Here is a 15064-nt window from a genome sequence, read left to right as displayed (position 1 = left end):
TCAGTCGCCCAGCACCTCGTCCAGGGCCGCGACATCCTCGGCGGTGAGCTGCCAGGCGCCCGCCGCGGCGTTCGCCAGCACCTGCTCCGGCGTCGTCGCGCCGGCGATCACGCTGGTCACCGCCGGTCGCGCGGCCAGGCCCGCGATCGCCACGTCCAGCAGGGAGTGACCGCGTTCCTTCCCGTACGCGGTGAGCGCCTCGATCGTGTCCCAGTCGGCGCCGTCGAGCCACCGCCGGTAGCGCTCGAGGGACAGCCGCGTCCCCTCGGCCGGCTGCTGCCCGCGCTGGTACTTGCCGGTGAGCAGGCCGCTGTCGAGCGGGAAGAAGGGCAGCAGGCCGAGCCCGAACTGCTCGCAGGCGGGCACGACCTCCGCCTCGGCCTCCCGGTGCAGCAGGCTGTACTGGTTCTGCGCGCTGATGAACGGGCTGTACCCGGCGGTCCGCGCGGTCCAGTCGGCGTCGGCGATCTGCCAGCCGGCGAAGTTCGAGTTGCCCAGGTAGCGCACCTTGCCGCTGCGTACCAGGTCGTCGAGGGCCGCGAGGGTCTCGTCGATGGGGGTGGCCTCGTCGGGCTGGTGCAGCTGGTAGAGGTCGATGTAGTCGGTCCCGAGCCGGCGCAGCGACGCCTCGGCGGCCCGGACGATGTACCGACGCGAGCCCCGGGCGCCGAAGTCGTTGCCGTTCAGCCCCTCCATGTCCATGCCGAACTTGGTGGCCAGCACGATCTCGTCGCGACGCCCCTTGAGCGCCGCGCCGAGGCACTCCTCGGAGCTGCCGTGCGGCGTGCCGTAGATGTCGGCGGTGTCGAAGAGGGTGATGCCGGCGTCGAACGCCGCGTCGACGACGGCGCGCGTCCCGTCGAGGTCCAGCTTGCGGCCGAAGTTGTTGCAGCCGATGCCGACGACGGAGACGACCAGCCCGGACGTGCCGAGGCGGCGGTAGCTCATCTGACTCATGGTCCGACCCTATGCCGGAGCCGACCGGCGAAGATCCGTGGTCTTACATTAGCTGTTGTCTATTGACACACGAAGTTAACCATCTAATGCTGTGAGAGCGCTCTCTGGGTCGATCCACCACGGTCCAGGGGGCGCACCCAGCACAGACCGTCGTTCATATTTCGTTTTCGTCCCCTCCACCGTCCCCGTTCCCGCTTCGTCCACCTGGTTCTCCCCCCGCCCTGTCTCCGCTCCGTCCTCGAGGAGTCACTGTGCGTACCAGAAGAAAGCTCCTGCATGCGCTAGCCGCACTCGCGGTGACCGTCCCGATGGTGGTCTCCGCCGCCGCGCCCGCCCAGGCAGTGGGCCCCGCGCTGCTGCCCGTCACCGTCACCAACAACACCGGCCGCGGTGAGGCCGTCTACCTGTACGTCATCGGCATCAACCTGAACACCAACCGGCTCGGCTACGTCAACCAGGGCGGCACGTTCACCCCCTGGCCCGCCGGCAACATCCCGCCGTCGCCGGCCCCGGACGTCGCCATCGGCGGCCCGGGCAACGGCGGCACGACCACGGTCCAGTTCCCGCGCGGATTCTCCGGCCGCGTCTACTTCTCCCTCGGCGAGAAGCTCAAGTTCTTCCTCACCCCCGACGGCCTCGTCCAGCCCGCCCCGTGGGCCAGCGGCGACCCGAACTACAACATCCTGTTCGACTGGAGCGAGTTCACCTACAACAACGACGGGCTGTGGCTCAACAGCTCCCAGGTGGACATGTTCGCGGTCCCGCACGCCGTGACGGTGACCGGCTCGAACGGCGTCACGACCAAGACCGGCGAGCTGCTCAACAACGGCCGCAACAACGTGATCAACGCGATCCGCGGCCAGGGCGGCTGGACCAACACGGCCTACACCCGCTCGGACGGCACGGTGCTGCGCGTGCTCGCACCGGGCAAGGCCGCCGGTGCCGGACTGATGAGCGCGAACTACCTCGACCCGTACATCACGTCGGCGTGGAACGCGTACACGAGCAAGACCCTGACGGTGGTGCCGTTTGCCGACCAGCCGAACACCAAGTACTTCGGCCGTACGTCCGGCAACGTCATGACCTTCACCAACTCGGCCGGCCAGACGGTGGCCTCGTTCAACAAGCCGTCGTCCGCGTCGGTCTGGGGCTGCGACGGCGACCTGCCGGCCCCGAACGACCTGGTGGTGGGCCCGATCTCCCGCACCCTGTGCGCGGCCCTCAACCGCGGCACCCTCGGCACGATCGACACGCAGCCGAGCACGAACGCCGCGCAGTTCTACCAGAACAACCCCACCAACCAGTACGCGAAGATCATCCACCAGAACATGGCGGACGGTAAGGCGTACGCGTTCGCCTTCGACGACGTCGGCAACTTCGAGTCGCTGGTGCACAGCGGCGACCCCCGCTCGGCGGGCCTGATCCTCACCCCGTTCGGCGCGGGCGGCCCGACCACTCCGGAGCCCCCGGCGGGTGGCGCGGTGCCGGTCATCAGCGACTGGAACGGCAAGTGCATCGACGTCCCCGCCGCGAACTTCGTCGACCGGGCGCCGCTGCAGGCCTACACCTGCAACAACAGCAGCGCCCAGAAGTGGACGTTCACCGGCGGAACCGTCCAGGCCGGCGGCAAGTGCATGGACGTCGCCGACGGCTCGACCGCGAACGGCGCCGTGGTGCAGCTCTACACGTGCAACAACACCGGTGCCCAGCAGTTCGTCCTCTCGGGAGCCGGGGACCTGGTGAACGTGCAGGCGAACAAGTGCGTCGACATCAAGGACTGGAACGCGAACGACGGTGCGCGCTTGCAGTTGTGGGACTGCGGCGGTAGTGCCAACCAGAAGTGGCACAAGGGCTGATCGAACAAACCTGACGAGGGGCTCGCGTCCGCGCGGGTCCCTCGTTCATGTCCTCCCTGCTTCTCGTCCGTGAACCAGCGCCGAATGCTGTCCGTTGCTCCCCGCATACCCACCGCCCGCGGTTCGCGGCGTGGTCCCTGCGGAGGAGGAACGCAATGCCGATGACCTGGCAGCGATTGCGGAGGAGCCGTGCGGCGCGCGGCATCGCCATTGTGGGGGCCGTGGGGGCGGTGATCGCGGCCGGCGTGGGAGCCATGCCGGACGCCGGCGCCGAAACCGGACCGGCCGGCAACGACGCCGCCATCGTCGGCGTCGCCGGCAAGTGCGTCGACGTCGCGAAGACGGAGAGCGCCGGCGCCCTGCCAGTCCAGCTCTGGGACTGCAACGGTACGGACCGGCAGCGCTGGGAAGTCGACGAGCAGCAGGGAACGGTCCGCGCCCTGGACAAGTGCCTCGGCGTCGCGGACGGCGCATCGGGAGACGGTACGGCCGTACAGCTGCTCGACTGCACCGACACCGACGCGCGCCGCTGGCGGTTCACCAACGGACAGCTGCTCAACACGGGATCGGGCAAGTGCCTGGACGCCCACGACGGCGACGACAACGGCGTGGCCCTGCAGATCTGGAAATGCGCGACCAGCGCGACACAGACCTGGAAAGCACCGAGCGTAGCCACGGGTCAGGCCAGTGCCAAGAAAGGCGTGAGCACCTGGCCCTTCCCCCGCGCGGCCGACGGCATCCGGGACGTCGGCGCCGGCTGGTACCACGACTGGTCATCGGACAACGAGGACATTCCGGCGCAGGCCGAGTTCGTCGCGACGATCTGGGGCCCCGGCTCGGTCACCGATGCGGAGCTCGCAGCCGCCAAGAAGTCAAGCAAATCCCTGCTCGGCTTCCACGAGCCCGACAGCAAGGACCAGGCCGACCTGACGGTCGAGAAGGCGCTCGAGTTGTGGCCCCGCCTCGAGGAGACCGGCCTGCGCCTGGGCAGCCCGGCGGTCGCCTCCGGCGCGGACGTACCCGACGGCTGGCTCGACCGTTTCATGAGCGGAGCCCGGGAGAAGAAGCTGCGCGTCGACTTCATCGCCCTGCACTGGTTCGGATCCGACTTCAGCGACGCGGCCGCGGACCAGCTCATGGACTACGTCCAGAGGGTGCACGAGCGCTATGACATGCCGATCTGGGTCACCCAGTTCGGCCTGACCAACTTCACCGGCGAGCCGCGGTACCCGGACGCGAAGCAGCTGACCACGTTCCTCACCAAGGCCACCAAGAACCTGGACGCGACGCCGTACGTGGAGCGCTACGCGTACTCGTCGCTACCGGCAACGGCGGATTCGGAGGCGTACGGCCTGTACTGCGAGGACGGCACCCTGACCGAGGCGGGCGTCGCCTACCGGGACGCGGGCACGCCGGGCGCCGTACCGTCGGCTTCCGGAGACCCGCAGCCGTCGCAGGGAGATCCGCAGCCGTCACAGGAGACCGCGCCGCCGTCGCAGGATGCGTCACCACCGTCGCCTTCGACGCAGGAGAACCCGCGGCCCTCGGTCGAACCGTCGCAGCCCAAGGACCAGCCGGAAGCATCTGGCGACGCCGCGTTGGAGGACCGGATGATCGAGCTGATCAACGTCGAGCGTGCCAAGGCCCAGTGCCAGCCCGTCGTCAAGAACGATGTCCTCACCGCGACGGCTCGCGCGCATTCGAAGCTGATGGCCGAACGTAAGGAACGGAGCCACAAGTTCCCGGACGAGCAGGAGGTCGGCGACCGGATCACCGCGGGCGGCTACACGTGGTCGGGCGTCGCCGAGAACATCGTGCCAGGTGCTTTCGTCACGCCGGAAATCGCCATGTACGGCAAGCACGACCCGACGACCGACTTCACGGGCCTGATGGAGGACTCGGCCCACCGGGGAAACATGCTGAACTGCGGGTACAAGGACGTCGGGGTAGGGGTCGTCCGCGATTCGGATGGCGGTCCTTGGTGGACTCAGGATTTCGGCTCCCCGCGCTGACCATGGGATCCGGGGTCTCGGACCTCCATGACGGTGGGTGTGGGATACGTCGGATGGCGCAGCGCCGCCTGCGTCACCGGTGGAGTGGTGTTGTGGGGTTGGCCGGCTGCCGACGGTGAATGGCTGACAGCGGCCGGCGAGGCGGTGCCGGATTCGGTGTTGCCGCGTGGCGTGCCGAAGGCGGTGGCCGGTTGGCGGCGATGGCCGCGACCGAAGCTCAGCAGAGGTGTGGCGTCGTTCGTACATGGCAGCGGTACCGGCGTGCGTCATCGTCATGCGGCGTCGCGCGGGCGCTGTGTCGTCGGGCGGGCGTTGTGGTGTGGCGGCGACAGCGCCGGGCAGGCGTTGCGGTGCAGTCGCGACGGCGGCGGGCGGCCGTTTGGCGGTAACGGCTTCGGCGGGCGTCGTGGCGTTTGGGCGGGCGTCGCGGCCGCGTCGGGGCGAGCGCTGCGACAGCGTCCGGCGGACGTTGCGTCGCAGCGCGGCGTTCGGCCGGCGTCGTGGCCAACGCCGGATGCCATGGTTAGACGTCGTCCATTGTGGTGGCAGGGCGGTAGGCGGCGAGAGGCCGGGGCCGGGGCCGGGGTGGGTGGTAGTCAGGTGGGTGGGCCGGCGAGGTCTCGGTAGGCCGGGCGGAGGATGTCCGCGAGGGGGATGTGGCGGACGCGGATGGGTGGTGGGTCGAGGACGCGGAGGAGGAGTTCCGGGGGTGGGGTGAAGCGGGCTGGGCGTTCGCGGAGGCGGCTCAGGGAGATTGACGGGGTGTAGAAGTCGGTGAGGCGGTTCTCCAGCGGCTGTTCGTCGATCGCCAGGGGATCGACTGTCTCGGTGGGTTCGGGGAGGCCGCGGAGGGCGGTCAGGATTTCGTCGCGGTTGCGGCCGCGCCAGGCGAGGACCAGGAACGGGTCGTCGTCGAAGGCCTCGGCGAGGACGTAGAGGACCGCCGACACGTGTTTGCAGGGGACCCCCCAGTCCGGGCAGGTGCAGCGCATGTCGAGTGTGGACGGAAAGAGCGGCAGGTCCAGTTCGTCGAAGAGTCCGGTGATCTCGTGCGGCATGTCGCCGGCCAGCAGGGCCGCGCGATACAAGGCCTGTGACGCGAGCGCCGACAGGGCAAGCGTCCACTGTGCTTCATCGAACGCGGGGATGGCGACGATGACCTGATACGGATCCGGGCGGGAGCCTTGGACGCGGCCCACCACGTGGCCCGGTGCGAGGGTGAAGTCGACGACCTGGCCCTTGCGTGCGTAAGAGCGTCCGCGCGCGAGCCGGCCGGCAGCGCACGTGCGTTCCAGGATGTCGACGAAGTGGCGCGACCACCACTGCTCGCCGATCTTGCCGCGCTGGGCGCGCACCGCGATGCCGCCGTCGACGCGGATGGGGCCGCTCGTCTCGAACCAGCGTCCCTCGGGATCAACGGGCATCGTGGCTCACCTCCTCGTACGGCACGCAGTCCGATGAGGACAGCTCCATACAGGACTGGACCACGTCAGCTCACCGCCGCGCGAGGGTCGAGGCTGAACAGCTCGCGGAGCTGGGACGTCGTGAGGTCGGTGACCCAGTCCTCGCCCGTGCCCACCACTGTGGACGCGAGCGCCTTCTTGCGCTCGATCATGGCGTCGATCTTCTCTTCGAGGGTGCCGGTGCAGATGAACTTGCGGACCTGCACGTTGCGGCTCTGTCCGATGCGGAATGCGCGGTCCGTCGCCTGGTCCTCGACGGCGGGGTTCCACCAGCGGTCCACGTGGATGACGTGGTTCGCGGCCGTGAGGTTGAGTCCGGTGCCGGCTGCCTTGAGGGACAGCAGGAACAGCATCGGTTCCTGGTCGGTCTGGAAGCGGTCGACCAGCTCGTCCCGCCTCGCTTTGGCCAGTCCACCATGGAGCCAGAGCACCGGGCGGTCGAGGTGGGCGGCCAGGTACGGCTGGAGCATGGCACCGAACTCCGAATACTGCGTGAAGATCAGGGCCTTGTCGCCGTCCTCGACGATCTCCTCGGTGAGCTCCTCGAGGCGGGCGAGCTTGCCGGACCGGCCGGGGAGGCGGGAGCCGTCCTTGAGGAGGTGGGCCGGGTGGTTGCACACCTGCTTGAGCTTGGTCATCGCCGCGATCACGTTGCCGCGGCGCTGGATGCCCTCGCTGCCCTCGATGACCGCCATCATGTCCTCGACCACGGCCTGGTAGAGGGTCGCCTGCTCGGGGGTGAGGGTGCACCAGACCTTCATCTCGTTCTTCTCGGGAAGGTCGGAGATGATCGACTTGTCGGTCTTCAGGCGGCGGAGGACGAACGGGCCGGTCGCCCGCTTCAGGGCGGCGGTGGCGTCGGCGTCGCCGCGTACCTCGATCGGCTCCTGGAACCGCCGGCGGAAGCGCTTGGCCGGGCCGAGCAGGCCCGGGTTGGCGAACTCCATGATGGACCACAGCTCGGCGAGATGGTTCTCGACGGGAGTGCCGGTCAGGGCCAGGCGTGTGCGAGCGGGGATCGCACGGACCGCCTGCGCCTGCCGGGTGCCGCTGTTCTTGATGGCCTGCGCCTCGTCGCACACCACCCGTCCCCATTGGACGGTCCGGAGCACGTCGAGGTCGCGGAGCGCGGTGCCGTAGGTGGTGATGACGACGTCGGACTCCGCAACCGCGCCGAGGAACTCGTCATCCCGTTTGCGCGTGCCGCCGTGATGGACGTGGACCCGCAGATCCGGCGCGAAGCGGGCAGCCTCCTTCTGCCAGTTGCTGACCAGGGACATGGGGCAGACGAGCAGGGTCGGCGCGGGGCGATGGCCCTCGACGCGCTCGGACAGCAGCAGCGACAGCGTCTGCGCCGTCTTCCCCAGGCCCATGTCGTCGGCCAGGATGCCACCCAGCCCGAGCCGAGCCAGGAAGGAGAGCCAGGACAAACCCCTTTCCTGGTACGGCCTGAGAACCCCTTGGAACCCCGCGGGCGTCGGCACCGGTGTCAGCCGCTCGGCGGCGTTGCCGGAGAGCAGGTCGCCTAGGTGCCCGTCGGCGTCCACCTCCACGAGCGGCAGATCCTCATCGCCTCCGTCCACGACCTGCTGCAGCACCTCGCCGGCGGTCACCTCGCCTTCGCGGCGCCGGCTCACGGCCTTCAGGGCCGCCTTGAGCTGCCGCTCGTCGAGCTCGACCCATTGGCCGCGCACCCGCACGAGGGGCACCTTGAGGCGGGCCAGCTCGGCCAGCTCCTCGGCGCTGACCGTGCCGTCCCCGATGACCAGGTCGATGCGGAAGTCGACGAGCTGCTCGAGCCCGAACCCGGAGTCGGCGGCCGCCCGGCCCGAGGGCGATGTCGTCTTGGCCCGGGTGGTCAGTTTGAGCCCGACCGCCTTGCGGCCCGCCCACGCCGGGAGCTGCACCCCGAAGCCGGCCGCCTGAAGCAGTGGCGCCGCCTGACGCAGGAAGTCGTGTGCCTCTCCGGTGGTCAGCGTCATGCCCTCGGGCTGGGCCTGCAGCAGCGCCTCGTGCAGCGCGGGGAAGAGGCGCACCGCGCGCCCGAGCCCGGCGAGCAAGGTCTCGTCGGCGCGGTCGGACAGTCCCGGGAGCCGGCCGCCGGTCCACAGGTCCTCCGCTCGCAGGTAGAGGCTGGGGTCGTCGGCGGACTGCAGCGCGAAGTCGAGCGCCCAGTCGTCCTCGCCCGGCTCCGGTTCGACCAGGCGGAAGCTGACCCGGACCGGCCCGTTCGCGTCGTGCGCCGCCCGCAGCCACGCCTCGAGCGGCGCGGCCAGCTCCGCCACGGCGGCCGGGTCGGCCTCCGGCAGGGTCGGATCGGGTGCGGTGAGGGCGGAGACCCACCGGTCGGCGAGGGCGGCCTTCGAGCCCGGGCGCATCCCGAGCAGGAGGCGCTCGGGCAGCACGCCCCGCGCCGCGGCGTCGAGCAGGGCGTTGAGTGCGTCGTGCAGCGTGCGGGCCGCGCCGGCCTCGGGCAGCGCCGGCGAGTGGCAGACGGGCGGCATCGCCACGGCGAAGTCACGGAACGCGGCGGCGTCGGCGCCGGTCAGCACCGGACGCCAGCGAGCGGCCGGCACACCCGCCTCGCGCACGAGCTGGGGCAGCATCCGGCCGCGCCGCGCCATGTCGCAGGCGTGCCCGGCGAGCAGGGACAGGTAGCGCAGGGACGCCGCCGCGACCCACGGCCCGTCGGGATCGGGATCCGCCAGGGCGCCGAGCGCGCCCAGGGCCTGGTCGCCGGCCAGCACGAGCGCCGGCGTCTCCCACTCCGCCAGCCGCAGACCCCGTGCCGGCGCCTCGCTGCCGGTCTCCGGCGACGGGAGCGGGCCCTTCGCGGTGCCGGGCAGCCGGAGGGTCAGCGTCGTCTCGTCGGCCTTCGCGAGGGACTCCCGGATGTCGTCGGACGAGCCCGTCAGCGCCGCGGCGAGGGCCGAGGCGGTGGCCGCGAAGGGGTGCGGCCGTCGGCGTGCCCGGGCGGCGATCAGGGGGAGGGCGGGATCCTCCGCCCAGAGCGCGAGCCGCCCCGGGGCCGACTCACCGGCGATCCAGACGCCATGTACGACGAGCACTGCGACTCCGATTCCGATCGACCCCTCGAGACTAACGACCGACGTGTGCCGCGGCTCATGGCGTCACCCACTCGACCAGCTCGTACACGATGCCGTTGGGGTCCTCGACCAGCAAGAGACGCTCGCCCCACGGCTCGTCGCGTGGTGGCAGGGTGATGCGGACGCCCTCGGCGCGCAGCCGGTGATGCTCGGCTTCCAGGTCGTCGATCACGAACGCGACGATCGTGCCGGCGGCGTGGCGGTCGCGGAGTTTCTCGGGAAGGACCTCCAGGCCTCGGCGGAGAAAGATGAGATCCATGGCCCCGTCGTCGCGGCTGAGGGATGCGAACCCGTCGGCGGACATGCGCTCGGTGAAGCCGAAGTGCGAGGCGAGAAACTTGCTGGAGGCGGGAACGTCGTCGACGGTGAGTGAGACGGCGGACGAGGTGATCTTCACGGTGCCTCCCCGGTTTTTATGGACGCCGTATAAGATACACCGTACAAGAAAGGGGCGCCAGCGGAGTGGCACGACGCACGATCGACCTGCTGTGGCTGGAGGAGCTGCACAGCAGGCGGGGCCGCAAGAAGGGCCTGTCCCTGACGCAGGTCGTGGATGCCGCGATCGCGCTGGCCGACACCGAGGGGCTCGACGCGGTCAGCATGCGGCGGGTGGCCCAGGAGCTGGGCGTGGTCCCCATGACGCTCTACACGTACGTACCGGATAAGGCCGCTCTTCTCGATCTGATGGTGGATGCGCTCTACCTGCGCATGTCACGGTCGGCGGACGACGGCCCGGAGTGGCGGGAGCGGGTGCGTGCGGTTGCCCGCGACAACCGGGCGCTCTACGAGGACCACCCGTGGGCTGCGGAGATCTCGGCGAGCCGGCCTCCGCTCGGTCCCGGGCTGATGGCGAAGTACGAGCACGAGCTGCGGGCGTTCGAGGGCGCCGGGCTGGACGACGTGGAGACCGACTCGGCCCTGACCTTCCTGCTGGGCTTCGTGCAGCACTCCGCGCGCGCGGCCGCGCAGGCCAGGGCCGTGGCCGAGCGTTCGGCGCAGACCGACGCCGAGTGGTGGGAGGAGAGCGGGCCGCTGCTCGAGAAGGTGTTCGACCGCCATCGTTACCCCCTGGCCGTCCGGGTCGGCGAGGCGGCGGGCGCCGAGCTGGGCGGTCCGTTCAACGCCGACCACGCGTACGCGTTCGGCCTGGAGCGGGTGCTCGACGGCCTGGGCGCGCTGATCGACAGCAAGCAGAGTCAGTGACCCGCGCCGCTGACCCGGGGTGGCGCAGGGACGTAGTCTTCGAGGCGTGACGGTGAACGCGGAGATCGACAGCATTCTGCAGCGGGGTGCCGACGGCGGGCGGATCACGCCCGAGGAGGCCCTGCTGCTCTACACCGACGCGCCCTTCCATGCCCTGGGTGAGGCGGCCGACGCCGTCCGGCGCCGGCGGTATCCCGACGGCATCGTCACCTACCTGATCGACCGCAACATCAACTACACGAACGTCTGCGTCACGGCGTGCAAGTTCTGCGCCTTCTATCGGGCACCGAAGCACAAGGAAGGCTGGTCGCACCCGATGGAGGAGATCCTCCACCGGTGCGGCGAGGCGGTCGACCTCGGCGCAACCCAGGTCATGCTCCAGGGCGGGCACCACCCCGACTACGGCGTCGAGTACTACGAGAATCTCTTCTCGTCGGTCAAGGCCGCCTATCCGCAGCTGGCCATCCACTCGATCGGCCCCAGCGAGATCCTGCACATGGCGAAGGTCTCGGGCGTCTCCATCGAGGAGGCGGTCGTCCGGATCAAGGCCGCCGGGCTGGACTCCATCGCGGGCGCCGGGGCGGAGATGCTGCCCGACCGCCCGCGCACGGCCATCGCGCCGCTCAAGGAGTCGGGGGCGCGCTGGCTGGAGGTCATGGCCGTCGCCCATCGCAACGGCCTGAGCTCCACGGCCACGATGATGATGGGTACGGGCGAGACCAACGCCGAGCGCATCGAGCACATCCGCATGATCCGCGAGGTGCAGGACCTGGCCGTCGCCAACGGGTACGTGGACTCGCCGGTCGAGGCGGACAGCGGCGTGGGCGGCTTCCGGGCGTTCATCCCGTGGACGTACCAGCCGGAGAACAACCACCTCAAGGGCCGCACCCAGGCGACCACCATGGAATACCTGCGGTTCATCGCGGTGTCCCGGCTGTTCTTCGACAACGTCGCCCACCTGCAGGCCTCCTGGCTGACCACCGGCAAGGACGTCGGCCAGCTGGCCCTGCACCTGGGCGTCGACGACCTGGGCTCGATCATGCTGGAGGAGAACGTCATCTCCTCGGCGGGCGCACGCCACCGGTCCAACCTGCACGAGCTGATCTGGATGATCCGGACGGCGGACCGGGTCCCGGCCCAGCGCGACACGCTCTACCGGCATCTGGCCGTGCACCACACGGCGGCGGACGACCCCACCGACGAGCGGGTGGTCTCGCACTACTCGTCGATCGCGATGCCCGAGGGCGGCCGCAGGAACCTGCCGCTGGTCGACGCCCGCTGAGGGGTGTCGATGGGCCGTACGACCCCGCGGGTCGGCCGATCGGTCACGTGCGGGTCGGCGGACCGGAGAGGTGCGGATTGCTCCTCGGTAACGAGCTCAGCGTGTCTCTGGCTCGACGTGTTCTCGCTGGTTACGGTGCCTGCGTGACACCGGGTGACTCCGATGTTGCACCGCACCTGTGAAGCGTCGCCGAGGCATCTGACCGCCGGCGGTGGGTTCGGACCCGACCGATGGCGGTCGTATATATAACGCACAAGGAACGGGCGGGATGGGTGACCATCCCGCCCGCTCTGTTTGCCGGGCCTGGCAAAGTGAGTAGGCGTGACGCGCGCAGACTTGGACAAGCAGCCGCATGAGGTCGCCGAGATGTTCGACGGCGTGGCCGAGCGGTACGACCTCACCAACACCGTCCTCTCCTTCGGGCAGGACCGCGGCTGGCGCCGGGCGACCCGGGCCGCGCTGGGGCTGCGGCCGGGGGAGCGGGTGCTGGATGTGGGCGCGGGCACCGGGGTCTCGACCGCGGAGCTGGGTCGTTCGGGGGCCTTCGCGGTCGGCGCCGACCTCTCGACCGGCATGCTGCGGGCGGGCCGCCGGGTCCGGCGCGACGTGCCGCTGGTCGCCGGCGACGCGCTCAAGCTGCCGTTCGCCGACGAGGCCTTCGACGCCGTCACGATCTCCTTCGCCCTGCGCAACGTCGTCGACACCGGTGCCGCGCTGCGCGAGCTGGCGCGCGTGACCAGGCCGGGCGGGCGCCTGGTGGTGTGCGAGTTCAGCAGCCCGACCAGCCCGGCGTTCCGTACCGTCTACATGTCCTATCTGATGCGGAGTCTGCCGGCGGTGGCCCGCGGCGTCTCCAGCAACCCGGATGCGTACGTGTATCTCGCCGAGTCGATCCGTGCCTGGCCGGACCAGGCGGCCCTCGCCGCTCGCATCGCGCAGGCCGGCCCGTGGAAGCGGGTGGGGTGGCGCAACCTCACGGGCGGCATCGTGGCCCTCCACCGCGCTACAAAGAGCTAAAAAACGCCGTTCGCCCGATTTCGCCCACACCGAGGTGTTAGCTCGGTGTATGACGACAATCGACCTCTTCGTCGACGACTCGGACATCGACGTGCCGATCGACGACCGCGACGAGGGCGAGCGCCGGGCGCTGGAGCTGGCCGACCGCATCCGCATGGTCGCCGCCTACGACCCCGGACACGCGCAACGGCTGGTTGATGAGCTGATCGTGCAACTGGACCGTGCCCTGGGCGGTACGTTTCGGGAATACCTTGACGGAGTTACCCGGGATGTGGCGGATCGGGCGCTTGCCGGGACGGGCAGCGAAAGTTCGGCGGTAATTTCACCGGCGGGAAATAGTTAGGGTTCCCTAACCCTAACCCCTTTCGATGCCGGTCATAGACTCCGGACTGGGCTGGCTTGTGAAGTGTTTCACGAGCCCGCGCGAGACGGAGGTGAGCCGTGGACGGGATCGTCGCCGACGAGGCGGACGTGATCGTGGTCGGTGCCGGGCCGGGCGGATCCGCCGCTGCCTACCACATGGCCAGGCACGGGTTGAGGGTATTGCTGCTCGAGAAGACCGAGTTCCCCCGGGAGAAGGTCTGTGGCGACGGCCTCACTCCGCGGGCAGTGCGCCAGCTCGTCCGGATGGGTGTGGACACCTCCGAGAAGGCCGGCTGGATGCACAATCGCGGCCTGCGGGTGATCGGTGGCGGCGTCCGGCTCGACCTCGACTGGCCCGACCTCGCGAGCTTCCCCAACTACGGTCTCGTGCGGACCCGGATGGACTTCGACGACATGCTCGCGCAGCGGGCCGTCGAGGCCGGGGCGCTGCTGCGTACCGGTGTCACCGTCACCGGGCCGGTGCTGGACGCCGACGGCCGGGCCATCGGCGTGGAGGCCAAGGCCGGTCCCGCGAAGGAACCCGTCCAGTTTCACGCCCCGCTGGTGATCGCGGCGGACGGGGTGTCCGGCAAGCTGCCGCTCGCCATGGGCCTCGCCAAGCGCGACGACCGGCCGATCGGTGTGGCCGTCCGGCGCTACTACCACTCGCCGGCCCGCGCCGACGACGACTACCTCGAGTCCTGGCTGGAGCTGCGCAGCGCCCAGAACCCGGAGCGGCTGCTGCCCGGGTACGGCTGGATCTTCGGTCTGGGCGACGGCCGGGTCAATGTGGGCCTGGGCATCCTGAACTCGTCCGACGCGTTCGGCAAGACCAACTACCGGGCGCTGCTCACCGACTGGCTCGGCTCCACTCCGGAGGACTGGGGCATGCGTGGCGAGGAGAACGCCGACGGGCCGATCCTGGGTGCCGCCCTGCCGATGGGGTTCAACCGCGTGCCGCACTACACGCGCGGCATGATGCTCGTCGGCGACTCCGGCGGCATGGTCAACCCCATGAACGGCGAGGGCATCGCGTACGCGATGGAGTCCGGTGAGTTGGCCGCGGAGGTCGCCGTCCAGGCGCTCGCCCGGGCCGCCGGGCCGGACCGGGAGCGGGCGCTGCGGGCGTACCCGGCGGAGTTGAAGGTCCGTTTCGGTGGGTACTACCGGCTCGGTGGGATCTTCGTGAAGCTCATCGGCAACCCGCAGATCATGCGGATCGCCACCAAGCACGGCATGCCGCACCCGACGCTCATGCGCTTCGTGCTCAAGCTCCTTGCCAATCTGACGGATCCGCGGGACGGAGACGCGATGGACCGAATCATCAACGGTCTGACGAAGGTTGCACCTGCGGTATGAGAATCGCCCAGACCCCGGTCGACGCCGGGCAAATGCGCATTAATAGTGTGAAGCGGCTAACAGTCGAGCAGGAGACGGCATGACGCTCAATCCTTACGTACCGATCGTCGGGCTGCTGGTTCTCGGTGCGCTCTTCGCCCTGTTCTCGGTGTCGGTCGCGCCCATCGTCGGCCCGAAGCGCTACAACCGGGCCAAGCTGGACGCGTACGAGTGCGGCATCGAGCCGGCGCCCCAGCCGATCGGCGGTGGGCGCTTCCCGGTCAAGTTCTACCTGACCGCGATGCTCTTCATCGTCTTCGACATCGAGACCATCTTCCTCTACCCGTGGGCCGTGTCCTTCGAGGCCTTGGGCCTGTTCGGGTTCGTGGAGATGGTCCTCTTCATCGTCACCGTCTTCATCGCCTACACGTACGTGTGGCGGCGTGGCGGCCTGAACTGGGACTGA

The 15064-nt window shown here is 69.8% G+C and carries 12 protein-coding genes; 8 read left to right on the top strand and 4 right to left on the bottom strand.

What is annotated here, in order from left to right; genetic code table 11:
- On the bottom strand, positions 1 to 948 hold the full coding sequence (locus AB0J80_RS11365) for an aldo/keto reductase (protein WP_364703720.1): 948 nt from the start codon (positions 946 to 948) through the stop codon (positions 1 to 3).
- 260 nt (positions 949 to 1208) lie between these two features.
- On the opposite strand from AB0J80_RS11365, the gene AB0J80_RS11360 reads away from it, so the two are divergent.
- Positions 1209 to 2813 (top strand): beta-1,3-glucanase family protein, encoded by a 1605-nt coding sequence (locus AB0J80_RS11360; protein WP_364703386.1) that lies wholly within the window; start codon positions 1209 to 1211, stop codon positions 2811 to 2813.
- Positions 2814 to 3034: 221 nt separating this feature from the next.
- Positions 3035 to 4825, top strand: a complete 1791-nt coding sequence (locus tag AB0J80_RS11355; protein ID WP_364703383.1) for a glycosyl hydrolase — start codon at positions 3035 to 3037, stop codon at positions 4823 to 4825.
- Positions 4826 to 5421: 596 nt separating this feature from the next.
- Here the strand turns inward: AB0J80_RS11355 and AB0J80_RS11350 are convergent.
- From AB0J80_RS11350 to AB0J80_RS11340, 3 genes are all read right to left on the bottom strand, one after another.
- Positions 5422 to 6249 carry an SWIM zinc finger family protein gene (locus AB0J80_RS11350; RefSeq protein ID WP_364703381.1) on the bottom strand — a complete coding sequence of 276 codons (828 nt, stop codon included), beginning with the start codon at positions 6247 to 6249 and terminating at the stop codon, positions 5422 to 5424.
- 65 nt (positions 6250 to 6314) lie between these two features.
- Entirely contained in the window at positions 6315 to 9356 is a 3042-nt protein-coding gene (locus tag AB0J80_RS11345; RefSeq protein ID WP_364703378.1) for an SNF2-related protein, read from the bottom strand.
- 55 nt (positions 9357 to 9411) lie between these two features.
- Complete coding sequence (locus AB0J80_RS11340; RefSeq protein WP_364703375.1) at positions 9412 to 9792, bottom strand: VOC family protein; 381 nt, start codon at positions 9790 to 9792, stop codon at positions 9412 to 9414.
- Positions 9793 to 9857: 65 nt separating this feature from the next.
- Between AB0J80_RS11340 and AB0J80_RS11335 the strand changes: the two genes are divergently transcribed.
- From AB0J80_RS11335 to AB0J80_RS11310, 6 genes are all read left to right on the top strand, one after another.
- Positions 9858 to 10598: a TetR/AcrR family transcriptional regulator gene (locus AB0J80_RS11335; protein WP_364703372.1), complete on the top strand. Its 741-nt coding sequence runs from the start codon at positions 9858 to 9860 to the stop codon at positions 10596 to 10598.
- A gap of 46 nt (positions 10599 to 10644) precedes the next feature.
- Positions 10645 to 11880, top strand: a complete 1236-nt coding sequence (mqnC, locus tag AB0J80_RS11330; RefSeq protein WP_364703369.1) for a cyclic dehypoxanthinyl futalosine synthase — start codon at positions 10645 to 10647, stop codon at positions 11878 to 11880.
- A 321-nt stretch (positions 11881 to 12201) separates the two neighbouring features.
- Positions 12202 to 12897, top strand: a complete 696-nt coding sequence (locus tag AB0J80_RS11325; protein WP_364703367.1) for a demethylmenaquinone methyltransferase — start codon at positions 12202 to 12204, stop codon at positions 12895 to 12897.
- A gap of 49 nt (positions 12898 to 12946) precedes the next feature.
- Positions 12947 to 13240, top strand: a complete 294-nt coding sequence (locus AB0J80_RS11320) for a hypothetical protein (protein ID WP_364703364.1) — start codon at positions 12947 to 12949, stop codon at positions 13238 to 13240.
- A gap of 98 nt (positions 13241 to 13338) precedes the next feature.
- Positions 13339 to 14619, top strand: coding sequence for a geranylgeranyl reductase family protein (locus AB0J80_RS11315; RefSeq protein WP_364703361.1), 1281 nt, complete (start codon positions 13339 to 13341; stop codon positions 14617 to 14619).
- 79 nt (positions 14620 to 14698) lie between these two features.
- Positions 14699 to 15064: an NADH-quinone oxidoreductase subunit A gene (locus AB0J80_RS11310; protein WP_364703358.1), complete on the top strand. Its 366-nt coding sequence runs from the start codon at positions 14699 to 14701 to the stop codon at positions 15062 to 15064.

It is taken from the genome of Actinoplanes sp. NPDC049548 (assembly GCF_040676695.1).
Taxonomy (GTDB): domain Bacteria; phylum Actinomycetota; class Actinomycetes; order Mycobacteriales; family Micromonosporaceae; genus Actinoplanes.
The sequence above is the reverse complement of the archived record's forward strand: the minus strand, read 5'-3'. Positions and strand labels throughout refer to the sequence as shown.

Coding starts and splice junctions, on each gene's coding strand:
- AB0J80_RS11365 (WP_364703720.1), bottom strand. CDS start 948: ATGAGCTACCGCCGCCTCGGCACGTCCGGGCTGGTCGTCTCCGTCGTC.
- AB0J80_RS11350 (WP_364703381.1), bottom strand. CDS start 6,249: ATGCCCGTTGATCCCGAGGGACGCTGGTTCGAGACGAGCGGCCCCATC.
- AB0J80_RS11320 (WP_364703364.1), top strand. CDS start 12,947: ATGACGACAATCGACCTCTTCGTCGACGACTCGGACATCGACGTGCCG.
- AB0J80_RS11310 (WP_364703358.1), top strand. CDS start 14,699: ATGACGCTCAATCCTTACGTACCGATCGTCGGGCTGCTGGTTCTCGGT.